The sequence below is a fragment of the Halapricum salinum genome, from assembly GCF_004799665.1.
Lineage (GTDB): Archaea > Halobacteriota > Halobacteria > Halobacteriales > Haloarculaceae > Halapricum > Halapricum salinum.
On sequence record NZ_CP031310.1, the window covers coordinates 3,292,713 to 3,314,901 of the forward strand.

Annotated in this window: 25 protein-coding genes and 1 tRNA gene; 11 read left to right on the forward strand and 15 right to left on the reverse strand. The window is 64.0% G+C overall.

The genetic code is table 11. The features are described from left to right. Window positions 1-84: 84 nt before the first annotated feature. Both DV733_RS16210 and DV733_RS16215 read right to left on the reverse strand, forming a co-directional pair. Window positions 85-495: an SRPBCC family protein gene (locus tag DV733_RS16210; protein WP_049993014.1), complete on the reverse strand. Its 411-nt coding sequence runs from the start codon at window positions 493-495 to the stop codon at window positions 85-87. 25 nt (window positions 496-520) lie between these two features. Continuing rightward, a complete protein-coding gene (locus tag DV733_RS16215; protein WP_049994276.1) occupies window positions 521-754 on the reverse strand; it encodes a DUF2249 domain-containing protein in 234 nt (77 codons plus the stop codon). 129 nt (window positions 755-883) lie between these two features. Between DV733_RS16215 and DV733_RS16220 the strand changes: the two genes are divergently transcribed. Next, on the forward strand, window positions 884-1,531 hold the full coding sequence (locus tag DV733_RS16220) for a helix-turn-helix domain-containing protein (protein ID WP_049993015.1): 648 nt from the start codon (window positions 884-886) through the stop codon (window positions 1,529-1,531). 25 nt (window positions 1,532-1,556) lie between these two features. Here DV733_RS16220 and DV733_RS16225 read toward each other — a convergent pair whose 3' ends face one another. Together DV733_RS16225 and DV733_RS16230 are read right to left on the reverse strand one after the other, a co-directional pair. Continuing rightward, window positions 1,557-1,976, reverse strand: coding sequence for a hypothetical protein (locus tag DV733_RS16225; RefSeq protein ID WP_049993016.1), 420 nt, complete (start codon window positions 1,974-1,976; stop codon window positions 1,557-1,559). Between the two features lie 72 nt (window positions 1,977-2,048). Then, window positions 2,049-2,291 (reverse strand): DUF7385 family protein, encoded by a 243-nt coding sequence (locus DV733_RS16230; RefSeq protein WP_049993017.1) that lies wholly within the window; start codon window positions 2,289-2,291, stop codon window positions 2,049-2,051. Window positions 2,292-2,396: 105 nt separating this feature from the next. Here DV733_RS16230 and DV733_RS16235 point away from each other — a divergent pair, with 105 nt between their 5' ends. Further along, window positions 2,397-2,549 carry a ribbon-helix-helix domain-containing protein gene (locus tag DV733_RS16235; RefSeq protein WP_079979376.1) on the forward strand — a complete coding sequence of 51 codons (153 nt, stop codon included), beginning with the start codon at window positions 2,397-2,399 and terminating at the stop codon, window positions 2,547-2,549. A gap of 21 nt (window positions 2,550-2,570) precedes the next feature. Here the strand turns inward: DV733_RS16235 and DV733_RS16240 are convergent, their stop codons facing one another. Together DV733_RS16240 and DV733_RS17420 are read right to left on the reverse strand one after the other, a co-directional pair. Then, window positions 2,571-3,545, reverse strand: a complete 975-nt coding sequence (locus tag DV733_RS16240) for an ROK family protein (RefSeq protein ID WP_049993018.1) — start codon at window positions 3,543-3,545, stop codon at window positions 2,571-2,573. Between the two features lie 101 nt (window positions 3,546-3,646). Then, a complete protein-coding gene (locus DV733_RS17420; protein ID WP_170178715.1) occupies window positions 3,647-3,811 on the reverse strand; it encodes a hypothetical protein in 165 nt (54 codons plus the stop codon). Between the two features lie 93 nt (window positions 3,812-3,904). Here DV733_RS17420 and DV733_RS16245 point away from each other — a divergent pair, with 93 nt between their 5' ends. The 4 genes from DV733_RS16245 (at window position 3,905) to DV733_RS16260 (ending at window position 8,101) form a co-directional block, all read left to right on the forward strand. After that, window positions 3,905-4,255, forward strand: a complete 351-nt coding sequence (locus DV733_RS16245) for a hypothetical protein (RefSeq protein WP_049993019.1) — start codon at window positions 3,905-3,907, stop codon at window positions 4,253-4,255. A 65-nt stretch (window positions 4,256-4,320) separates the two neighbouring features. Next, window positions 4,321-5,556 carry a class I SAM-dependent methyltransferase gene (locus DV733_RS16250; protein WP_049993020.1) on the forward strand — a complete coding sequence of 412 codons (1,236 nt, stop codon included), beginning with the start codon at window positions 4,321-4,323 and terminating at the stop codon, window positions 5,554-5,556. Between the two features lie 99 nt (window positions 5,557-5,655). Then, window positions 5,656-6,057: an Hsp20/alpha crystallin family protein gene (locus tag DV733_RS16255; protein WP_049993021.1), complete on the forward strand. Its 402-nt coding sequence runs from the start codon at window positions 5,656-5,658 to the stop codon at window positions 6,055-6,057. 97 nt (window positions 6,058-6,154) lie between these two features. Then, the gene (locus DV733_RS16260; protein ID WP_049993022.1) at window positions 6,155-8,101 is read left to right on the forward strand and encodes an AMP-dependent synthetase/ligase; all 1,947 of its coding nucleotides are present in this window, start codon (window positions 6,155-6,157) and stop codon (window positions 8,099-8,101) included. Window positions 8,102-8,113: 12 nt separating this feature from the next. On the opposite strand, the gene DV733_RS16265 is transcribed toward DV733_RS16260, so the two are convergent. The 6 genes from DV733_RS16265 to DV733_RS16290 form a co-directional block, all read right to left on the reverse strand. Next, window positions 8,114-8,737, reverse strand: coding sequence for a hypothetical protein (locus DV733_RS16265; RefSeq protein ID WP_049993023.1), 624 nt, complete (start codon window positions 8,735-8,737; stop codon window positions 8,114-8,116). Window positions 8,738-8,832: 95 nt separating this feature from the next. Continuing rightward, window positions 8,833-8,904: transfer RNA gene (locus DV733_RS16270), tRNA-His, on the reverse strand. Window positions 8,905-9,004: 100 nt separating this feature from the next. Continuing rightward, complete coding sequence (locus tag DV733_RS16275) at window positions 9,005-9,277, reverse strand: hypothetical protein (RefSeq protein WP_049993024.1); 273 nt, start codon at window positions 9,275-9,277, stop codon at window positions 9,005-9,007. 278 nt (window positions 9,278-9,555) lie between these two features. Further along, on the reverse strand, window positions 9,556-10,374 hold the full coding sequence (locus tag DV733_RS16280; protein WP_049993025.1) for an ABC transporter permease subunit: 819 nt from the start codon (window positions 10,372-10,374) through the stop codon (window positions 9,556-9,558). Beyond that, window positions 10,371-11,189, reverse strand: coding sequence for an ABC transporter permease (locus DV733_RS16285; protein ID WP_049993026.1), 819 nt, complete (start codon window positions 11,187-11,189; stop codon window positions 10,371-10,373). The genes DV733_RS16280 and DV733_RS16285 overlap by 4 nt, the downstream gene beginning before the upstream one ends. Then, entirely contained in the window at window positions 11,189-12,097 is a 909-nt protein-coding gene (locus DV733_RS16290) for an ABC transporter ATP-binding protein (protein ID WP_049993027.1), read from the reverse strand. Before DV733_RS16290 ends, DV733_RS16285 begins: the two co-directional genes overlap by 1 nt. A gap of 160 nt (window positions 12,098-12,257) precedes the next feature. Between DV733_RS16290 and DV733_RS16295 the strand changes: the two genes are divergently transcribed. Beyond that, a complete protein-coding gene (locus DV733_RS16295) occupies window positions 12,258-12,533 on the forward strand; it encodes a hypothetical protein (RefSeq protein WP_049993028.1) in 276 nt (91 codons plus the stop codon). Window positions 12,534-12,602: 69 nt separating this feature from the next. Then, window positions 12,603-14,000: an MATE family efflux transporter gene (locus tag DV733_RS16300; protein ID WP_049993029.1), complete on the forward strand. Its 1,398-nt coding sequence runs from the start codon at window positions 12,603-12,605 to the stop codon at window positions 13,998-14,000. 3 nt (window positions 14,001-14,003) lie between these two features. Here DV733_RS16300 and DV733_RS16305 read toward each other — a convergent pair whose 3' ends face one another. Further along, window positions 14,004-14,966, reverse strand: coding sequence for a DMT family transporter (locus DV733_RS16305; RefSeq protein ID WP_079979378.1), 963 nt, complete (start codon window positions 14,964-14,966; stop codon window positions 14,004-14,006). Window positions 14,967-15,181: 215 nt separating this feature from the next. On the opposite strand from DV733_RS16305, the gene DV733_RS16310 reads away from it, so the two are divergent. Further along, the gene (locus DV733_RS16310; RefSeq protein WP_049993030.1) at window positions 15,182-15,991 is read left to right on the forward strand and encodes a helix-turn-helix transcriptional regulator; all 810 of its coding nucleotides are present in this window, start codon (window positions 15,182-15,184) and stop codon (window positions 15,989-15,991) included. On the opposite strand, the gene DV733_RS16315 is transcribed toward DV733_RS16310, so the two are convergent. Next, window positions 15,974-16,450 carry a hypothetical protein gene (locus tag DV733_RS16315; RefSeq protein ID WP_049993031.1) on the reverse strand — a complete coding sequence of 159 codons (477 nt, stop codon included), beginning with the start codon at window positions 16,448-16,450 and terminating at the stop codon, window positions 15,974-15,976. The two genes, DV733_RS16310 and DV733_RS16315, sit on opposite strands and share 18 nt — an antisense overlap. A 148-nt stretch (window positions 16,451-16,598) precedes the next feature. Between DV733_RS16315 and DV733_RS16320 the strand changes: the two genes are divergently transcribed. Together DV733_RS16320 and DV733_RS16325 are read left to right on the forward strand one after the other, a co-directional pair. Further along, complete coding sequence (locus DV733_RS16320) at window positions 16,599-18,770, forward strand: heavy metal translocating P-type ATPase (protein WP_049993032.1); 2,172 nt, start codon at window positions 16,599-16,601, stop codon at window positions 18,768-18,770. A 115-nt stretch (window positions 18,771-18,885) separates the two neighbouring features. Beyond that, complete coding sequence (locus tag DV733_RS16325) at window positions 18,886-21,390, forward strand: heavy metal translocating P-type ATPase (RefSeq protein WP_049993033.1); 2,505 nt, start codon at window positions 18,886-18,888, stop codon at window positions 21,388-21,390. Here the strand turns inward: DV733_RS16325 and fer are convergent. Further along, window positions 21,387-22,115 (reverse strand): ferredoxin Fer, encoded by a 729-nt coding sequence (gene fer, locus DV733_RS16330; RefSeq protein WP_049993034.1) that lies wholly within the window; start codon window positions 22,113-22,115, stop codon window positions 21,387-21,389. The two genes, DV733_RS16325 and fer, sit on opposite strands and share 4 nt — an antisense overlap. Between the last annotated feature and the right edge of the window lie 74 nt (window positions 22,116-22,189).

Genomic DNA, 22,189 nt, shown 5'->3' on the forward strand with positions numbered 1-22,189 from the left:
TCCAGCGGAGTTACAGGCGGGTGTGTGATAAATATACCTGCGAATGTCAGTGATCGTAACGGTACGTGGCGGTGACGAGTGTGGTTAGGCGAGCGCCTCGTCGAGGTAGTCGAACTGCCCCTCGATCTCTTTGCGCCGCTGGCGCTTGATCACCGTCGCGTCGAGGATCGATCCGCCGGGAACGTCGAGTGCGAATTCGGTCCGGACGGTCACCTCGGCCCCGTCGTCTTCGTCCGTCACCGTATACCTCGTGATCATCGATTCGAAGATGCCCTCGGCCTGCTCGTAGGTGAGGACCGCGTCGGGCTCGTCGAGGATCCGCAGTGACAGCGAGATCTTGAGCAGACCGACGGCTTTGGCGATTGCCAGACGGTCGCCGTCCAGTTGCACTTCGTCGAAGCCCGCCGCTCGCATGAACGGCTCGACATCGGCGATCGCATCCCTAACTGCAGACGGCGGTGCGTCGACGACGTGACTGAGTGTGATGGATTCCATAGTGAGAACGGGAAGCCCCGGGACGTTATTCCTTGGGCAGTTCCGCGACGAACGTCTGCTCGTCGCGCTGTTCGACGGTATACTCCTCGGCGTCGAAGGACTCGACTTCGGCCTTGAATTCGTAGTACAACGGCGTCGGTTCGTGATCGTTGACGATCGTGAGACACTCACCACTATCGAGGTCCTCGAAAGCGGCTTGGATCTTCGGGTGTCGTTGCGGCGGCGGGACGTCACGCAGGTCGAGTCTGGTCTCTGCCATCGTCGACGCTTCGAGGTGCCACCTGGTGTGTGTTTGCCCGAACGTGTTCGCCTCTCGGCCAGAAGGGTGTTCGAACATGTTCGGGAAAATCATAGGGCTGATCAATCCCGAACACGTTCGACAGGAACGATGCCCCGGGCGAAACTGACCTTGACGGTTCCAGAGGAGGTGTGGATCGGCAAACTCACGCGCCAGCACCCTGAAGCGACGATACGGGTGCTGGCCGCGCTGTCGAACGATGCCGACAGTGGTGTCGGCCTCGCGGAGGTGATCGCGGCGGACCTGCCGAGTGTGCTCACGGAGATGAGCGAGTACGAGGCGGTGACCCAGATCGATCTTTTGCAGCGCGACGGCGACGAGGCGTTGGTGCAGTTCCAGACGTCCATGCCGTTGCTCCTGTTTCCGGCACGGGACTCGGGGATCCCCCTGGAGATGCCGTTCGAGATAAGCGACGGGCAGGCAGTCTGGGAGGTGACCGCCCCACAGGAACGGCTATCGGCACTGGGCGAGCAACTGGAGGTGTTCGATATCTCGTTCACCGTCGATTACATTCAGCAACACGTCGCCGAGGAACCGCTGTTGACCGAGCGACAGCGACGACTCGTCGTGGAGGCGACCGACGCGGGCTACTACGATACCCCGCGAGAGTGTTCGCTCACGGACGTCGCCGAGCAACTCGACATCGCGAAATCGACCGCGAGCGAGACGTTACACAGGGCCGAAGAGAAGATCGTCAAGCAGTATGTCGAGCAGCTTCCCGACACCGACACGGCGTGACCGTTGAGCATGGGTACCGCCCGGCTCAGGTAAAGATCGGCAGGCCGACGTGGCGCATCCGCTGGAGGACGTAGATGGGGACGGCGATAAACGCGCCGACGACGGGGATGACGTGAACGGCCGTATATAGCATCCAGTGGGGCGACCAGTCGGCATCGACCGATTCGAGATACCGGGCGTCGAAGTAGTACCCGATGAGCGACCCGACCCACGCTACGACGACGAGGACGGCGATCAGTCGCAGGAGCCAGTTGACCGCGAACCGGACGATCCACTCGACGCCGAAGTAGTCCCAGACCGGACTGAACCCTGCGTAGAAGGTGAGGATCATCGGGACGACGAAGAAGACAGCCACCAGAAACGCCATGTGGTGTTTCCACCAGTCGTACTCGACGAGGGGTTTCGAGACTAGCCCGCCCGTGAGATCGGAGATAGACGTCGCCATCCGTCTACCGCCACGAATGGAGTCTGTACGATTAAAACTCGCGATCCCGTCGTCGCGGCCAGGATACTGAGTTCAATGTGTGAACAGCAACGTCTGACTCGGAGTGCGTGCCAGACAGAACGGCCCGGGTGGTGACTGGAACGTGTTCGTTCGTTTCTCGCTGACGAACAGGCGCTCGAAGGGCTTGCCGCAGGCTGGGCAGGCGAACCCGGCCCGATTTTCCAGGTGCATCGTCTCGCGGGTCTCCTTGAGGAGTTTGAACCCCTCGCGATACTCGTGGACGTCGAACTCCCCGGTCACGTCCAGATCGCTCATGGCCAGAGATTCGACGTGGATTGACAAAAAGCGACCGGCAAGCCCTGGGCGCTGACGCACGTCTGACGAACATATATAGCCCTCTCGGACACTCGATTGTGTGTGATGGACGAGAAGTTCCTCGATATGGAAGCCGTCTCGATCGAGTTCGACGAGGAGACCCTGGAGGCGCTGGACGACGTCGCGTTCACGGATCACCGGGGCAATCGCAGTGCTGCGATCCGTGAATGTCTCGATCGCTGGCTGAAACGCAAATAGTCGGGTGCGAGCGCAGTACGGTCAGTGCCGGAGCCGGTTCCGATCGCCAGTTCCCTGGGTGAGCGCGCTCGCCAGCGCACCCCTGAGGACCACGTCGTCGCCGAGGGTCGTGAGCTTGATGTCGGGCATGTTGACGAAGACGTGGTTTTCCAGCCGTTCGCGAACGGGGTCGAGAACGAGGTCTTCGTTGTGCATCGCGACGCTGCCACCGACGTAGATGACTAGCGGCGCATAGGAGTGGATGACGTTCGCGAACCCCTGGACGTTCCAGTCGGTGACGCGTTCGATGACGTAATCCGCAAACTCGTCCTCGCCAGCGTTCTCGTAGATGTCGACTGCCGAGAAATCGTCGTCGAGCACGTCGAGGTCCGTCTCCCAGTCTTCCTCGCGATAGAGTGCCCGGGCGTACCGGGGGATGTTTTTGCCCGAGCAGTAGGCTTCCCAGTGACCGGGTTTGTCACAGCCACACTCCATGAATCCGTCCGGATCGAGCGTGATGTGACCGACTTCGCCCGCGTTGCCGTCCCAGCCCGACAGAACGTGGCCGTCCACACAGACGCCAGCACCGATCCCGGTCGAGATCGTGAGATAGACCATGCTATCGGGGTTGCGATCGCTGTGGAAGCGCTCGCCGATGACGCCGGCGATGGTGTCGTTGTGGAGGTAGACGTCCTCGGTTTCGGCGAGGTTCGAGATGGGGCCGACCAGCGGGATGCGGTCGATCGAATCGGGCAGATTCGCGGGGTTCTCGACGGCACCGTCGGCCAGATCCAGCGGGCCGATAGAGCCAATCCCAACGCTGCGGAGTTCGATCGGTTCGACTCCTGCCTCCTCGCACGCGGTCCGAAGCGTCTCCAGGACGGCTTCGGTCACCGTGATACCGGTCGGTCCCTGCGGCGTCTGCTGTTTGTGCGACCCGAGCTCCTCGCCCGTCTCGTCGCCGACGATGGCACGGACGTACGTCGCACCCAGGTCGACCCCTGCGTATGTGGCCATTCTATCGGCGTATCGTCCTTGCCGTACTTAACTGCACATATTTACTCGCGAGCCCGTGTGTTTTTCTGCTGATATGTAGGTCGTGATCCATCCTCGAGAGATCATGGCCAGGCGTCTTCGTGGCCGTCGAGCGGGTCGGCGACGACGCCGTCCTGTCGGGCGAGTGTCCGGGCGTGCCCGGCACACACCAGGCGGTTCTCGGCCCACGGGATGTGCAGTTCGACGACGGCCTCGGCGTCACAGCCGTCTTCGGCACAGGCGGCCATACAGGCACTCGGTGGCCAATCTATAAGTGCCCTTCCCGCCCGGGATACGACTCGGCGACAGACATACAGTAGTGCCGTGAGAACACCTGATCGATGGGCTGGCTCGACGCGGCGATGGCGACGGCGACGGGAATCGCTGTCTTCGTGCTGGTGGTCGCCGGCGTCGCCACCGCACTCACGGGTCTGCTCCCGAACCCGGTCGTGATCGCGATTCCGGTGGGCATCGGGTTCGGAATGGCCGCGATGACGGGGACCTACATCGGACTGGCTGCCGAGCCGTCCACTCGCGAGTATCGCGCCGCCTTCGCGTGCGGTGCGTTCGGTGTGACTTCCCTCGGCGTCGGGGCCGTCGCTATCGGTGCTGGGCTTCAACTGATAGCCGTCGTCGCAGCAGCGGTCGGGGCGGGACTGTTCGCGGCTGTCGGCGTCCTCGTCGCCTTCTAGACAGTGCGACACGACAAATTTGAATGTCCAAACCTTGAATACAGTCCCAGGAGAGTCGAAGGTATATGCCCGACGAAGCCTGCCGTGAGATCGAGCACTGCCGCGTCTGCGAATCCGACGCACTCTACTCGTTCCTCGATCTGGGCGACCAGCCCCCAGCCAACGCGTTCGTCGACGACCCCGACGAGGACGAACCGGCCTACCCCCTCGAAGTCGTGGTCTGTGAAGCCTGCGACCACGTCCAACTCGCCCATACGGTCGACAGCGGGATTCTCTTCACTGACTATCCGTACTTCTCCTCGGCGTCGCGGCCGCTGTTCGATCACTTCGGCGCCTATGCCGACGCGGTCGAACAGCGCTACCTGGAAGCCGACGACTTCGTGGTAGAGATCGGCTGCAACGACGGCGTCCTGCTGAGCCAGTTCGACGAGTCCATCCGACGGCTCGGCGTCGATCCCGCAGACAACGTCACCGAGGCCGCCCGAGAACGTGGCGTGGAGACCGTCACTTCGCTGTTCAGCCCCGATCTCGCCGCGTCGATCCGTGAGGACTACGGCGAGGCCAGCGCCATCTGTGCCAACAACGTCGTCGGCCACATCGATGACCTGCACGCACTGATGACAGGGATCGACACGCTGCTCGCGCCCGACGGCGTGTTCGTCGTAGAGGTCCCGTATCTCGTGGATCTGCTGAGCAACAACCAGTTCGACACGATCTACCACGAACACCTCTCGTACTTCTCGATCCGGGCGTTCCAGACATTGGTCGAGCAGGTCGACATGCAAGTGCTGGACATCAATCGCATGTCCGTCCACGGCGGGACGATCCGCGTCCACATCCAGCGAGAGTCGGCCGACAGAGCACCGAAGCGCGTCGTCGACGACTACCGACGCCTGGAGCTCGCGCTCTCGCTTGACGATCGGAGGGCCTACGACGAATTCGCCCACCAGGTCGAGCGCACGCGCGAACGGATCACCAGTCTCCTCGACTCCCTCCGAGAAGACGGGTCCGCGATCGTCGGCTACGCCGCACCAGCCAAAGGAAATACCCTCCTGAACTACTGCGATATCGGGCCCGAAACACTCGACTATCTCATCGACACCACACCAGCCAAGCAGGGAACGTACTCGCCCGGGATGAACATCCCCGTCAAAGAGCCCGACGTCTTCCACGAAGATGCGCCCGAATACGCCTTCCTGCTCGCGTGGAACTACAAGGACGCCATCCTCGGGAACGAGGCCGACTACCGCGAGGGCGGCGGGCAGTTCGTCGTCCCGATTCCCTACGTCAACATCGTCTGAACCGTCGCATCACCCCTTCATCGACTCCCGACCCGGCTATTTGGTAACACATCTCCCTACAAGGATATATATCTCAGGCGACCAATAGAGGGGTGGATAATGAACACCCGACGAACCCCATTCGACGAGATGAACCGCTTCTTCGACCAGTTCCGTGGTGACACCTTCGACTGGCCCACAGTCCGGGGCGGCCAGGAGACGGACCTCAACCTCACGATGGAGCGGACCGAGGACGCCTACGTCGTGCTCGCAGACCTCCCGGGCTTCGAGCGCGAGGAGATCGACCTCACCTTCGAGGAGGGAACGGTCGAGATCAGCGCGACCCACGAGGTCGACGAGGACAGCCACTACCGCAGCCGCGCGGTCTTCGACCGCATCACCGTCCCCGACGACATCGACGTCGAGGCTCTCACTGCGACCTACCAGAACGGCGTCCTCGAAATCACGCTCCCCACCAGGGCCGAACTGACCGAAAGCGGCCACCGTATCGACATCGAGTAACCGGATTATCAGCTTCGAATGACTGGATAAACGCACGTTCCGTTTCTCGTTTCCTATTTCCTAGTTATTTTTTACCAGCAATGCGAACAGGGTGGATATGACAGGCGGGTTCTCGCTGGCCGAAGAGCAGGGGTACAACGACGAGATCATCGGCGACGACACGCTGCCAGCGATGTTCGAGGCGACGGTCGAGCGAAACAAAAACCGAAACGCACAGCGGTTCAAAGTCGGTGTCTACGACCGTTCACTGCCGGAGTTACCGACCGAAGGCGTCGAGAGCGGAACGTATCGGTCGATCACCTACGGCGAGATGCAGTCGTTCGTTCACAACCTCGCGGCAGGCTTCCGAGAACTCGGGGTAGGGGGGGGAGACCGCGTCGGGATCTACGGGAGTACGCGGATGGAGTGGGCGCTGTCTGATTTCGCACTCCTAGCGGCTGGTGGGGTCGTCACGACTGTCTACACCGAATCTTCGCCACGGCAGGTCAGGTATCTGCTCGACGATCCGGGCGCGACCGGCGTCGTCGTCGAGAATCAGGAGCTGCTGGACACACTGCTGGAAGTCGAGGACGACCTCGACCTGGAGTTCATCGTCGCCATCGACGAAGTCGACAGCGACCACGAGGCCGTCTACACGCTCGGAGAAGTCCACGAGATGGGGGCCGAGGCGTTCGACATCGAGACCTACCAGTCCTGGATAGACGCCCGTGATCGCGAGGATCTGGCGACCCTGATCTACACCTCCGGAACCACAGACGAGCCGAAAGGCGTCGAGTTGACCCACTGGAACATCCGGTCGAACGTCAATCAGAATCGCAAACGAATGGCCGAGCGGCCGGACAAACCCGCTGGGGTGCCGGCACTGGAACCCGGCATCGACACCATCTCGTTTCTGCCGCTGGCACACGTCTTCGAGCGAACGGCCGGCCACTTCCTGATGTTCGCCTCGGGGGCCTGCGTCGGCTACGCCGAGAGCACCGACACGATCGCCGAGGACATCCAGCAACTCCAGCCGCAGGTCGGCGCGAGCGTCCCCCGAATCTACGAGCGCATCTTCGACTCGATGCGCGAATCCGCTGGCGGCGGCCTCAAGGGCTCGATCTTCAGCTGGGCGATCGACGTCGCCAAACAGTACGCCCGCGCCGAGAATCCCGGAGCCGGACTGCGATTCAAACACAGTCTCGCCGACAGACTGGTCTACAGCACCGTCAAGGAGCGACTCGGCGGCAACATCGAGTTCATGGTCAGCGGCGGCGGCAGTCTCAGCAAGGATCTCGCAGAACTGTTCCTCGGACTGGGGATCCCGATTCTCGAAGGGTACGGCCTGACCGAGACGGCACCCGTCGTGTCGGTAAATCCGCCCGAGGACATCAGACCCGGGACGCTCGGCCCGCCCGTGACCGACGTCGAGACGAAGATCGACACCTCGGTCGTCGGTCCCGAGCAGTTCACCGACGCCGACGGCGAGGTCGGCGAACTCCTGTTGAAGGGGCCGAACGTCTTCGAGCGCTACTGGAACAAGCCCGACGCGACGGAGCGCGTCTTCACCGAAGACGGCTGGTTCCGCACCGGCGACGTCATCGAGCAGACCGCCGACGGCTACCTCACCTACCGGGATCGGATCAAACAGATCCTCGTCCTCGACACGGGCAAGAACATCGCGCCCGGGCCGATCGAAGACGAATTTGCGACGTCCGACCGCGTCGAGCAGATCATGGTCGTCGGCGACGGACAGAAGTTCGTCTCCGCCCTCGTGGTCCCGAACTTCGAGCAGGTCCGCCAGTGGGCCGACTCAGAGGGGATCGACCTGCCGGACGATCAGCGCGCTATCTGCCAGGATGACCGCGTCCACGAGTGGATCGACGAGGAGATTCAAAGTGTGAACGCCGACCTCGAGAAGGCCGCCCGGATCAAACAGTTCCGACTCGTCTCTGATGAGTGGACGGCAGATAACAACCTTCTCACGCCCTCGATGAAGAAGAAGCGCCGCTCGATTCTCGACCGCTTCGCCGACGACATCGACGAGATTTACGGTGATAGCTGATTCGAACCCGATTCAAAGTCTGGCAATCCGAGTGAGCGTGTACAGAAATCCGCCGAGACCGCCACAGAGAACAGGGTAGAGCAATCCCATGACTGGCACTGCAAAGAGCAGCGACGGGTGCATCGAGATCGTCGCCGTCGCGAACTGGTTCTGGGCAGTCTGCGACCACGTGAACAGGAACGCGCCGGCCACGGCCATCAGCAGATACCCCGGTGCGATCGACGCGCCAGTGAACGTCGAGGGGGTGTCGGTATCGCGTAACAGCCGGGCCAACAACAGCCCCGCGCCGATCAGCAGCAGTGGCGGAATCAGGTGCAGATACGTCTGTGGCCCAACCCCCATCGTATCAGTCTCGGAGAGTCGCCCGAAACTGTTGGAGACACTGGCAGTCGTCGCACTGAAATGCGCCTCGTAGAAGATCCACCCGGCATACGTAAGCGATCCGGGCGGTGAGATTCCGACCGACGACAACGGTGCGCCGAGCCCTACCCGCAATCCGCTCGCAAATGACGATCGCATTCTCTCGACGTCTGCGAGGACGTACACCAACAGAAAGGAGATCCAGTACGTTACCGCGCCGAGTAGCGTCCCCCCACCGTATCGAGCCACCCTGTCGCTCAGGAGATCTCGCACCATAGATGACATCTCACGGGAGGATCATTTAATCGACGCGGTCTCTCGTGGCCGTGTCGCCACTCTGGGCCTCTGAGAAAGTGTAAAATTAATACCAGGTCCGGGTGCGAGAATCGAACCCGCGTCCCAGCCTCCACAAGGCTGGAGGATAACCACTACCCCAACCCGGACACGCGTTGGGTGCACCTCAATGTAGCCGGAGTGCGATTGATATAGGTTACGTTCCGAATCGGGTACGACAGTGGGTCACGGGCCGGCACGACAGTCGCGTCAGGATTCCTCGTCCGTCGCGGTCCGACTCGACCACGGAATGGACCACCCCTTCGCGTGTCGGCAGACGTTACAGACGTCCGAGAGCCGGACGGTCTCGTCCTCGACATCTGCAACGCGTAGCTGTTGTCGATTATCGTCCCAGACGACGTCTTTCGTCGGCCCGTCGAGTTCCAGATCGGCCGAATCGACGTACCGACACTCCACGTCCGGGCAGTGCCACTTGCTCCCGCCGGCCAGTTGCTGGATCGTCACTCGGGTAGCTGCAGACATGTAGTCACTCGATGACTCTGGTCCTCGTAGCCAACCACACTGTCGGTCTCTCGCAGGCAGTTCGTGCGAGAACGTCCGGCGGTAGCTGGTGACCACACGAGAGCACCGTCGTCGTCGGCCCCGTCGTTGTCGTCGTCGCTACCTGTCCGCACCCACGGGGACAGTCCATACTACAGGGTTGAACGCTCGTGAGATAAAACGTTTCACGTTTGTTCGGGATGATACACCACTCCACACTGCTGCAACCCGTGGGCGACTCGGAGAAGCCGGACGGGCAGTCAGAACTCGGTACTCCTGAACGAGAGATATCCGAGGGCAGGCGGGCAGACGATCCACGCACTGAGGACCAACAGAGCGAGCCAATTGGAGGCGAACCACTGGGAGCCGATGTCGAGACCGGTCGCGCCGGGACCGACCCCGAGCGTCGTATCGAGGAGATACGTGAAGCTGGTCAAAGGAGTGCAGAACTTCGCGGATTCGGCCCACAGCGGTGGGTCAGCCAGTCCGGACGGGCGGAATCGAAAGAGAATCAGAACCAACACGTCGACCACCTGGTTCCAGAGCATGATCAGGAGGACGTACGCACCGAAGGCGGCACCGATGACCCGGCGCGACGACGACAGCGCCATCGAGAAGCCAGTCGCGAGCGCGACGAACGTGAACGTGTAGAAGAGCACGAGCAGTGAGAAGCCGACGAACCCCGAGAAGTCGAACGTGGGATAGACAGCGAGGGAGACCACGCCGCTGCCCACCAACGCGAACCCGAGCAGCGCGCCCGCGACGACGAACCGGCCGAGGAGTTTGCCGACCACGAGCTCGACGCGTGAGTGGGGCAGCGACATGAGTAGCGCTATCGTCCCGGATTCGCGTTCGGCGATGACGGCCTTGTACCCGACCGCTACGCCGATCAAGGGGGCCAGGAGCACGAACACGCCCGTGAGAACGTCCAGATACAGGTCGAACCCCGAAGACAGAAACTCCCCGGCAGCGTAGGTGAGCGCGCCGAAGCCGAGCATGATCGTCGCGCCGAGGAGCCAGAGTATCTTCGACTGTCTGGTCTCCCTGAGATCGTTGCGCGCGATGGCGAGCGAACTCACAGGTCGGTCACCTCGAAGCGCCGGTAGCCAGCGGCGACGGGGACGACCACCCAGCACAGGAGTACGATCAGTGCGACCCACTCCCCGAGATAGAATGGGGCGTCGGGACCGAGATACGCACCCTGCTCGGACCCAGCGAAAAACGCCCGGACAGCACGGGAATAGCACATCCCGGGTTCCAGCCCGTAGACGAACAGAGCCCAGTCAGGAAGGCCGTCACCGGCGAGGCCGAGATAATCGAGTGCGATCCGAAACGGGGCTCTGAGTTCCGTCCAGAGGACGACGAACACGAAGAAGACGCCGAAGGTCGCAGCCGTCGCGCGCTGGCCGGACCGGGTGAACGTCGAGAGACTCATCCCGATGCTGACGAACGCGAGTCCGTAGACCAGCGTCACCAGCAGATACGCCAGCATGACGCCCAGTTGGAGGCTGCCGAAGGGGTAAGCCACGAGCGCGCTGGCGAGAACGACCCCGATAGTGACGACGAGGGCCAGAACGCCGCCCCGTCCGAGAAACTTCCCGAAGACCGCTTCCAGACGGCTGTGCGGGAGCGAGAGCAACAGCAGGATCCGTCCGGATTCGCGTTCGCTGACGATCGTCTTGTATCCGAGCAGCAGGCCGAACAAGGGTAACACGAGCGTGACGGCGCCCGTCAGGTAGGGGGCGAGATCGGCAGTCTCGGGACTGGCTGTGGTGGTCGGGAGGAGATACCCGCCCAGCACGAAGACGAGCGCGACGAGCGCGAGGCCGGCTCGTCGACGGCGTGGCTTGATGAGGCCGCGGACCTCTTTGCGAGCGATCGCCTGCCAGACCATCAGGACCGGCCTCCGGTGTACTCGACGAAGAGATCTTCGAGCGAGGGCTCTTCGACGGTGAAGTCGAGCACGTCAGCACCGCTGTCGTTCAGTGCGACCAATACGTCGATCTTGGCCGCACTCGAACAGTTGACGGCCAACCGTTCGTCGTCGATCCACGCCGAGTCGGCTCCCTCGACTGCCTCGATCGCGTCGAGGTCGACGACGTCGAGGTCGTCGACGGTGATCAGGAGTTTCGTCCCGCTCTTGGCTGCCGAGCGGAGACCCTCGATGGTGTCGACGGCGACCACCTCACCGTCTGAGAGGATCCCGACGCGGTCACAGATCGCCTCGACCTGTTCGAGGATGTGACTGGAGAAGAAGATCGTTGCGCCGCGCTCGTTCTCCTCGGTGAGGATCTCACGCATCGCTTTCGCACCGTTTGGATCGAGACCAGTGGTCGGCTCGTCGAGCAAGAGCAGGTCCGGCTCGCCGACAAGCGCCATCCCGAGGACGAGCCGCTGGGCCATCCCCTTGGAATAGCCGCCGGCCGCTCGATCGGCGGCGTCGGCGATCCCGACCCGATCGAGGACGTCCATCGGGTCGCCGTCGACGCGCTTTGACTCCATGGCGAACTGGATGTGCTGGCGGCCGGTCAGGGGGTCGTAGACCTCGTATCCTTCCGGCAGGACGCCCATCCGTTCGCGGGTGGCGACGCTCTGGCGCTGACAGTCCATCCCGAACACCTCGACCCGGCCGTCGGTCGGGCGGGCGAAGTCCAGCAGCATGTTGATCATCGTCGACTTGCCAGCCCCGTTCGGCCCGAGAAAACCGAAGATCTCCCCCTCTTCGACGGTCAGGTCGACGCGGTCGACCGCCGTCAGCGTGCCGTAGCGCTTCGTGAGATTGTGCGCTTCGATCGCAGCCATGGCGGAGTGGTTCAGCGCTCGCCCACATCAACCTTCGGAATCTGACAGGTGAGTGCCGGGCAGAGCGGCCTGGTATCGTCGCGGACGCGGCGACAAATACGGAGGCTCGGCAGCCACGGCGACCAACAGATACACAACGGCACCGCGACCACGTGGGCGTATGCCAACCGTCGACGAACTCCGTAACGAGATCCGGGTCGCTGTCGGTCGCTACGAGCGTCTCGAATCGACGGCGTTCACCAAAGAGTCGCTGGCGGCCATCTGTGAGGCCGTCGGCTACGAGATCGATCACGATTCGTTCCCGTCGAAACCCGAGATGCGAGCGGGTATCCTCTACGCGATCGGCGAACGCGACGTGAACGATCCGAGCCAGAGCGAACAGGCGTTCCGAAAAGCCGAGCTAGAGGCGATCGCGGCGGCGCTGAGTGAAGAGTGAGAGCCGGCCCCAGAATATTATTATTTATCCGCCGGAATTAATATAACAGTTCGGCGAAGAACAGGAGGTGTGCTGGAGGTATCGACAGAGGACATCACGGAGGGAAGTCTCCTTGGACCACTGGTAGTGCTGGCGGTCCCGCTGTTGGTCCAGAACGTCGTACAGGTCCTCCAGCAGGTGATAGACATCGTCTTTCTGGGGCGGGTGAGCGGCGACGCCGTGGCGGCAGTAGGCCTCGTGACGCCGTTGCTCGGGCTCATGTTCGCGGGCGTGTTCGTCACCTTCGTCGGGACGCAGGTCGTCGTCTCGCGTCGGGTGGGCGCGACCGACCGGGCGGGAGCGCGGACGGCGCTGTACACTGGGCTCGTGATGGCACTCGGTGTCGGTGTCGTCGTCGGCGGTCTGATGGCAGTGGCGGCGGGACCGCTGTTGAGGGCGCTCTCGATGGTTCGTCCCGAGAGTGGAGTGGCAGTCACCGAACTGGCGGTCCAGTATCTCTCGGTGCTCGCACTGGGGCTGCCGATCATGGCCGTCACCGACACTGTCGAGGGCGGGTTCGTCGGCCACGGTGACTCGCGAGCGTCGCTGTACATGAACGGGCTGGCACTGTGTGGCAACATCGTGCTCGACCCGCTGTTGATCTTCGGGCTGGGGCCGTTTCCACGCCTCGGAATCACCGGCGCGGCACTCGCGACGGTCCTGGGCTCGCTGGCCGGGGTCGTGCTCGGGTTCGTGCTGATCGCACGGGGCCGAAACGACGGGATGCTCACGCGCGAGCGCCTGGGCATCGAGCGCGAGACGACCCGCGGCATCCTCTCGATCGGCGCGCCCGTCGGCGGTCAGCAGGCAGCCCGGCAGTTGCTTCGGTTGCCGGTCTACCTGCTGGTCTTTCTGGCAGCCGGCGGGGCCGGACTGGCTGCCTACACGATCGGTGCGAGAGTGGCCTCGATCGCGTTCGTCCCGCCCCAGGGCCTCCAGCAGGCAGCCCAGAGTGTGGTCGGACAGAACCTCGGAGCGGAGCGCCCCGATCGCGCCCGGCTGACGGTCTGGCTGGGCGTCGGGGTCGCCAGCGGGGCGCTGCTGGTCGTCGGCCTCTCCCAGTGGATAGCGGCGAGTCCGCTAGCGCTCGCGTTCGCCCCCACGCTGTCCAGCGAGGCGCTCTCGCTGACGATCGAGTACCTCCGAATCCTGGCGATCGGGTATCCGGCACTGGGCGCGATCTATCTCTTCGAGGCCGGTTTCAACGCCGCCGACCGCTCGCGGATCAGCTTCCTCTCGACTGTCATGCAGTACGGCACGGTCAGATTGCCGATCGCTGCGGCGGGCGTGCTCCTCTTGGGCGGTAGCGTCACCAGCGTCTTCTGGGCAGTCACGGTTTCGAACGTCGCGGCCGCGCTCTGGCTGGCCTGGTACTACGAGTCGGTCGGTGACGGGCTGATGGGGCGTGCGGCTGCAGTTGCACAGTGAGAGTCAGTCCGACCGGGAGTAGCCCGTCTTCTCCGGGCTTTCCGGCGTCGAGAACCACTCGCTGGGTCGGCCGACGGCATCGAGAAGCGACCGACTCCCGATGACGGCGAACCCGGCGACGATCACGACGAAGCCGACGACCGTGATCGCCGAGACCGTCTCGCCGAGGAGCACCCATCCGCCGAGCGTCGCGACCGCGGGCACGACGTAGAAGATCAGGTTGGCCCTGATCGCTCCCGTGGCGTCGATCAATCCGAAGTAGGCGATGTAGGCGACCGCCCCGGCGAAGAGGCCGACGTACGCCAGCGCGAGCACGGCTTCGGGCGTCCACGCGATCGATCCGGCAGATTCGCCGGTCGCGAGGCTGAGCACGTGGGTGAGTGCGGCAGCAAGCGGGAGACCCCACGCAGTGCGGGCGGTACTGGACAGCGTCGTGTCGGCCCGACGGATGAGCACGGTCCCGAGCGCGCCACTGACCGCACCGGCGAAGATGAGCAGCTTGCCCACACCGCCGGCGAGTAGCGTCGCAGGATCGGGATCGACGACGAGCGCGACGCCGAGCAGTCCGAGGATCATACCGAGTGCGCCTCGCCGGGAGAGTTGCTCGTCGGCCAGCAGGACGGCGGCGAAGACGGGCGTCAGGATCGGATTGAGGCCGAAGACGATCGCGCCCACGGCGCTGGTAGCGTCCTGCTGGCCGACGAACAGCAGGGCGTTGGCCAGCCCGATCGCGAACACGCCCGTCGCCACGATCCCGAGAAGGTCGCCCCGGGTCTGCGGGACCAGATCGGCCCGCGGGATCGTCACGAGGGCGAAGATGGCGATCGCCACGGCCGCGATATCGAACCGCAGCGCGACGAAAAGGACCGGCGGGAAATACGCCAACCCGGCTTTGGCGGCGACGAAGGTCCCGCCGAACAGCAGACTCGCCAGCGCGAACAGCGCGGCGCTGGTGCGGTCGATCATCGGCCACACCTCCGGTGGAGAAAGATCCGGAACATATCGTAATCGAAGGGCTGGAAACCCATAGATGACGCCAGAAAACGTTGCATAGCGCCGGAATGGACCGCGTCGTGCAGCAGTCACAGCGGGTGCAACAGTTGCACGGCGTGCAACACTCGCCAGGAACCGATGCCACCGGCGACGGTAAGGCTTTCACCCGAGGGCGAGCAACCGGGAGTATGGAGTCGGCACTCGAGGAGATCGAGTTTCTGGCGCTCTCGGAGAATCGCGTCGAGGTGCTGACGCTACTCTCGGACGGTCGACACACACGGCCGGAACTCGAAGCCGAGACGGGTGCGTCACAGGCGACGCTGGGGCGGATCCTGAGTGACTTTCAGGACCGCTCGTGGGCCCGCCAGGACGGCAGCGACTACGTCGCGACCGCGACCGGGACGCTCGTCGCCCAGGGGTTCAACGATTTGCTCGACATCCTCGAGACCGAGCGCGAGCTTCGTGGACTGGTCCGATACCTCCCGACCCACGCGATGGACTTCGACCTCCGACACCTGGCGGACGCGACGATCACCACGCCGACCCAGACCCGCCCGAACGCGCCCGTCCAGCGCCTGCTAGATCTCGTCGAGGACGCCACAGAAGTCCGGGCGTTCTCACACGCGTTCAACGAACAGAACCTCTCCGTCGTCGAACGCCGCGCCAGCGCCGGAGAACTCTCTTTCTCGGGCGTGCTCTCACGAAGCGCTGTCGAGGCCCTCGCCAGCGACGCAGACCTGCGAGAGCGCCTGGTGTCGCTCCTGTCAGCCCCGGAGGCGACCGTCCGAGTCCGCGAAGAGGGGATCCCGCTGGCGGTGACGATCGCCGACGGGACGGTCCACCTGCTGTTGCGCGACGAGACGGGCGTGCTCCGAGCGTCGATCGATACCGACTCGGAGGCCGTCCGATCCTGGGCGATAGAGACGTTCGATCACTACTGGCGGACGGCGACCGAACTCACCGTCTCGGATCTGGCTGGATCAGACGAGTCGAGTTAAGACGAGCCAGAGCACGACCAGTGTACCGACCTGCACGCCGGCGAGGACGGCCCAGGTGCGACGCACAGTGTGCAGTCGCTGGCGGGCCATCCCACCCTGGTATCGCGGCAGGACGACGACCGCGAAGAAGCCGGCGAGCCACCCGTAGAGGACGAGACTGCTCGCGGCCAGTGCGAGCAGTCCCCGGAGGCCGAACGCGCCCGCCCCGATACCCAGGAGCCACCAGCCGAGTCCCAGTAGCGCCAGAAAGAGGATCCCCGAGGCAACCCCGGCGAGATAGTGAACACTCTTTGCCCGACGCTCGGTGACGTCGCGGGGATCGTCGCCCGTGAGCACGCTGGCGGCCACGCGGGGAATTGTCTGTCCTTCCTGGAGTCGTCTCATCACGACGTCCATCGCGAGCGTCGCGACCAGCCCCAGAATCGCCCCCTGAATCCCGATCGACAGTAGCGAAGCCATACCCGGTGGTTGGGACGGGTCTGTGAAATACTCGTCCGTCCAGGGGGACGGTATAAGGCCGAGCGCCCGCCAGTAGACGTATGCGAACGAACCCAATCGCGACGTTCCAGCGGAGGGGGCAGGACGGGGTCGTCGTGTGAGCGCGTCGATGGGCGAGACAGCCGACCCCACGCTCGATACCGTCCGGCTGCCGGTCGAACACGACGGCGGTCGGAGCTGTGAGTCGTGTGCGTTGCGTCTCGAACGACAGCTCGAAGCGACGGCGGGCGTCCGGGAGGCGTCGGTCTCGTTCCGCTCGGGAATCTGTTCGGTCACGTTCGAGGAGACGGTAGTTTCCAGGGAAGACGTCGTATCGATCGTCCGTGAGTTCGGCGTGCTCGTCGAGGACAGTGTAGACGGGAAGCGAGACCAGCAGCGGCTCCGACGCGAATCGATCTTCGTCGCGCTGACGCTCCTCGGGATGGGAGTCGGGCTCGCGACTGATCTCCTCTCCGGGCCGACACCGCTGGTGTGGGGCGGCTACGCGACGGCGTACGTCTTCGGGGGCTGGTACGGCCTGCGCGGAAGCATCGCGTCACTGCGAGACAGAACGGTCGACATCGACCTGTTGATGATCCTGGCGGCAGCGGGGGCGCTGACGATCGGAGCGCCGTTCGAGGGCGCGATGTTGCTGTTCCTGTTCTCGCTGTCGAACACGCTCCAGCACTACGCGATCGGTCGGTCGCGACGGGCGATCGAGTCGCTGGTCGAACTCCGACCGGAGACGGCACAGGTCGTTCGGGGCGAGAAGACAGAGACCGTTCCGATCGACGAGGTCGAGGTCGGCGACGTCTTCGTGGTTCGGCCGGGCGATCGAATCCCGCTGGACGGCGTCGTCGTCGAGGGCGAGAGCACGGTCGATCAGTCCTCGCTCACCGGCGAGTCCGTCCCGGTCCTGAAGACGCCCGGCGACGAGGTGTTCGGCGGGACGATCACCGAGAACGGGAGTCTGGAGGTTCAGGTCACGAGAGTCGCCCAGGAGTCGGCGATCGCCCGGCTCATCGACATGGTCGAGAACGCCCAGAGCGAGAAAGCCCCGACACAGCGGCTCATCGACCGCCTCGAACAGCCCTACGTCCTCGGTGTCTTCGGCATGACCGGGGTCGCCATCGCGCTCCCGCTCGCGATCGGCGCGGCGTTCGAGCCGACGTTCTACCGGGCGATGACGCTCATGGTCGCTGCCTCGCCGTGCGCGGTCGTGATCTCGACGCCTGCGGCGGTACTCTCGGCCATCGCCGCCGGGGCGCGCCAGGGCGTCCTGTTCAAGGGCGGCGAACACGTCGAGACGGCGGCCACCATCGACGCCGTGGCCTTCGACAAGACCGGCACACTGACCGAAGGAAATACCAGCCTGACCGACGTCGGAGTCCGCGACACCGCGACACTCGACGGCGAGGCGCTGACCGAGGCGCGTCTCCTCGCCGTCGCGGCGGCCGTCCAGTCTCGCTCGGAACACCATCTCGCGACTGCGACGGTCGAGGCGGCCGACGAGCGAGGGCTCGACGTCCCCGAAGCCAGTGGGTTTCAGGCGACGGTCGGTAAGGGCGTCCGCGCGAGCGTGGAGGGGCGGACGATCCACATCGGGAACCGACGCTACTTCGAGTCGCTTTCGACGACCTTCGACGGCATCGAGATGGGCGACCGCGAGATCACAGAGCTCGAAGCCGACGGGAAGACGAGCGTGCTCGTCGGCGTCGAAAACGACGGCGACGGGCGGATCGTCGGCTGGCTGGCCTACACCGACACGCTCCGGGAGGGCGTCCCGGCGGTGATCGAGCGACTGCGTGCCCTCGGGATCGAACACGTCGTCATGCTCACCGGGGACAACGAGCGCGTCGCGGAAGCGATCGGCGCAGAAGCCGGGGTCGACGCGGTTCGAGCGGAGCTACTCCCGGAACAGAAAGTCGACGCCATCGACGAACTCGTCGCCCAATTCGACGGCGTGGCGATGGTCGGCGACGGCGTCAACGACGCGCCCGCGCTCGCTACAGCCACCCTCGGCGTGGCGATGGGCGGTGCCGGGACCGACGTCGCCCTCGAAACGGCTGACGTCGTCCTGATGGGCGACGACCTCGGTAAACTGCCGTACGTCCTCGGACTGAGCCGAAAGACCCGAACGACGCTGATGGTGAACCTCGCGATCTCCTTCGGCGCGATCGGCGTGATGGTACTCGCGATCCTCACCAGTGGCATCCCGCTCCCGCTGGCAGTCGTCGGCCACGAAGGCTCGACCGTCGTGGTCTCACTGAACGGGCTCCGACTGCTCGGTGTTCGGGGATGAACTGACCGCAGTGGTATAATTATTAACTCAACTGCGTTTAATTACCAATATACGGCACCTCAGGACGCATTTGTAACAGCGGATTTAATAAACGGTCGTTGCCTAGAGCCGGATAATGAACGAAAATGGACGGGACGACACTCGAACTGTCGATACCGCGTCCTACAGCGTCCCGGAGATGGACTGTGCCTCGTGCGCGGGCAAAGTCGAGACGAGCGTCGAGAAGCTCGACGGGATCGAGACGGTCGATCCGCAGGTCACGAGCGGTCGTCTGTCAGTGACCTACGATCCGGGTTCGACGTCGGCCGCGGAAATCGAGGAGCGGGTCGAGAAAGCTGGCTACAGCGTCGGAAAAGCCGACGAGCAGACAGTGACGTTCTCGGTTCCGGAGATGGACTGTGCGTCGTGTGCAGGCAAAGTCGAGAACGCGCTCGGCTCTGTCGAGGGAATCGTCGACTACGAGACGCGACCCACATCCGGGACCGTCGTCGTCACCTACGACGATTCCGCCGTCACCACCGAAACCATCGTCGGCGCGATCGAAGGTGCAGGCTACGAGGTGACGGGCGGCGGCCACGAGGATGGGGCGGAACCGGAGCGCGAGAGCATCTGGACGAGCAACCGAGCGATCAAGACCTGGGTTAGCGGCGTCTTCGTCGCGCTCGGACTGGTATTCGAGTTCGTCCTCACGAGCCAGAATGCACTCGTCGGGGAACTGGCCAACAGCGAGTTCTTCCTCGCGGACGTCGCCTTCCTGCTCGCGGTCGCGATCGGCGGTCAGGAGATCGTGCGGAACGGCTACTACTCGGCGCGCAATCTGAATCTCGACATCGACTTCCTGATGTCGATCGCGATCCTCGGCGCACTCCTGGCGTCGGTCGGCTTCGGCGAGCCACTCTATCTCGAAGCCGCAACGCTTGCGTTCCTGTTCAGCGTCGCCGAGTTGCTCGAAACCTACTCGATGGACCGCGCTCGGGAGTCGCTGCGAGAGTTGATGGACCTCTCGCCGAACGAGGCGACGGTCAAACGCGGCGACGAGACCGAGACGGTTCCGGTCGAGCAGGTCGCAGTGGGTGACGTCGTCGTGGTCAAGCCCGGCGAGAAGATTCCGATGGACGGGACGGTCGTCGACGGCGCGAGCGCGGTCAATCAGGCACCGATTACCGGCGAGAGCGTCCCCGTCGACAAGACCGTCGGCGAGGAGGTCTTCGCCGGGACGATCAACGAGGAGGGGTATCTCGAAGTCGAAGTGACCTCGGCGGCGGGCGAGGACACGCTCTCGCGGATCGTCGAGCTAGTCGAGGACGCCCAGTCGAACAAGACCGAGCGCGAGCAGTTCGTCGAGCGCTTCTCGTCGTACTACACGCCCGCAGTCGTCGCGTTCGCGATCGTGACGACCCTCGGAACGCCCCTGGTCTTCGGCGTGACCTGGTCGACCGCAGTCGTCTACGGCCTGACGCTGCTCGTGCTTGCGTGCCCCTGTGCGTTCGTCATCTCGACACCCGTCTCGGTCGTCTCGGGAATCACCAGCGCCGCGAAGAACGGCGTGCTGATCAAGGGCGGCAATCACCTCGAAGCGATGGGCGCTGTCGACGCCGTCGCCTTCGACAAGACGGGCACTCTCACGAGGGGCGAACTCACCGTGACGGACGTGATCCCGCTGGGCGGCAACACGGAAGACGAGGTCCTCCAGTGTGCCCGCGGCCTGGAAGCCCGCAGCGAGCACCCGATCGGCGAGGCAATCGTCGCCGAGGCGAGCGGGGCCGGCGGCTCGGAGCGCGAGATCGAGGACTTCGAGAGCATCACCGGCAAGGGCGTCCGAGCAGATCTCGGCGGAACACCGCACTTCGCGGGCAAACCCGGACTGTTCGAGGAGTTGGGCTTCGACCTCAGCCACGTCCACGCCACGACTGACGGCGGGGTCGTCACGAGCACCGCCCAGCAACTTTGCGACCGGAACAACTGCCTGGATCTGCTGGAAGACACCGTCCCGAAACTCCAGTCGGAGGGCAAGACGGTCGTGCTGGTCGGGACCGACGAGGAACTCGAAGGCGTCATCGCCGTGGCCGACGAGGTTCGCCCCGAGGCAAAGCGGACCGTCGCCCGACTCAAAGACCTCGGCGTCGAAACGACTGTGATGCTGACCGGCGACAACGAGCGGACTGCCCGTGCGATCGCCGAACAGGTCGGTGTCGACGACTACCGGGCCGAACTGCTGCCCGAACAGAAAGTCGACGCCATCGACGAACTCGTCGAGGAGTACGACGAGGGGGTGGCGATGGTCGGTGACGGGATCAACGACGCGCCCGCACTCGCCACGGCGACGGTCGGCGTCGCGATGGGCGCTGCCGGGACCGACACCGCCCTCGAAACGGCCGACATCGCGCTGCTGAGCGACGACCTCTCGAAGCTCCCGTACCTCTACGAACTCGCCGGCGACGCCAACGGCGTCATCAGACAGAACATCTGGTCGAGTCTGGCAGTCAAGGCTGGCCTCGCAATTGCAGTCCCGTTCGGCTACGTCCCGATCTGGCTGGCCGTCCTCGCGGGCGACGCCGGCATGACGACGGCCGTCACCGGCAACGCGATGCGACTCTCGCGGGTCGAGCCCGAAAACTAGTCGGAGTGGGCTTTCTCGAAACGACTCGGCGACAGGAGTAGTTCCTCGACGCCGGGCATGTGCTTGACGTTGTAGACGACTTGCGTGTGTTCGGTCACGGGCGCAGCCAGACAGGAGAGTCTGATCCCCTTCTCGATCATCTCGTCGGGAAGGATGTGCCCGACTGGCGGCGGCATCTCGCCGTCGACGATGGCGACCGCACAGTTGGTGCATGCTCCGCCGCGGCAGGCGAACGGCCAGGCGAAGCCCCTGTTCTCGGCCGCCTCCAGCAGCGTCTCGTTGTTCTTGACCACGAACTTTCCGTAATCCTCGTAATCTAACTCTGCCCGCCCGGCCTTCTCGAAGAGATCGTCGTCCGCGACCTCCCAGCCGTAATCGTCCAGCACCTCGTAGTTGAGGTATTCGACCGTGACCGTCTGTTCGGGACGATCCTGCGACGATTCCGGTGCGGTTGCCGCACTCGAATCCCCCGAGGTGGTCGACTCGCGCGCCCGTTTCGGTGATCGCGACGGTGTCGGCGACTCACTCTGAGACGCCCGAGCCGTAGCGCCCGCGTCGGCCTCGCCGTCCCGGATGGCCTCGTATGCTTCCTTGACTGTCTGGAATTCCTCACGAGAGCCACCGTGGTCCGGGTGCGCCTCTTTGACTCGCTTCCTGTAGGCGTCGACGAGGGTCTGCTCGTCGGCATCGGGGTCGATACCGAGGATCTCGTACGGCGAGGACACACCCGTGCTAATGCGGGGACGAATAAATCCCCTCGCCAGGGTGCAAGAACTGCTGGCTGTCCTCGCTGGGGGGC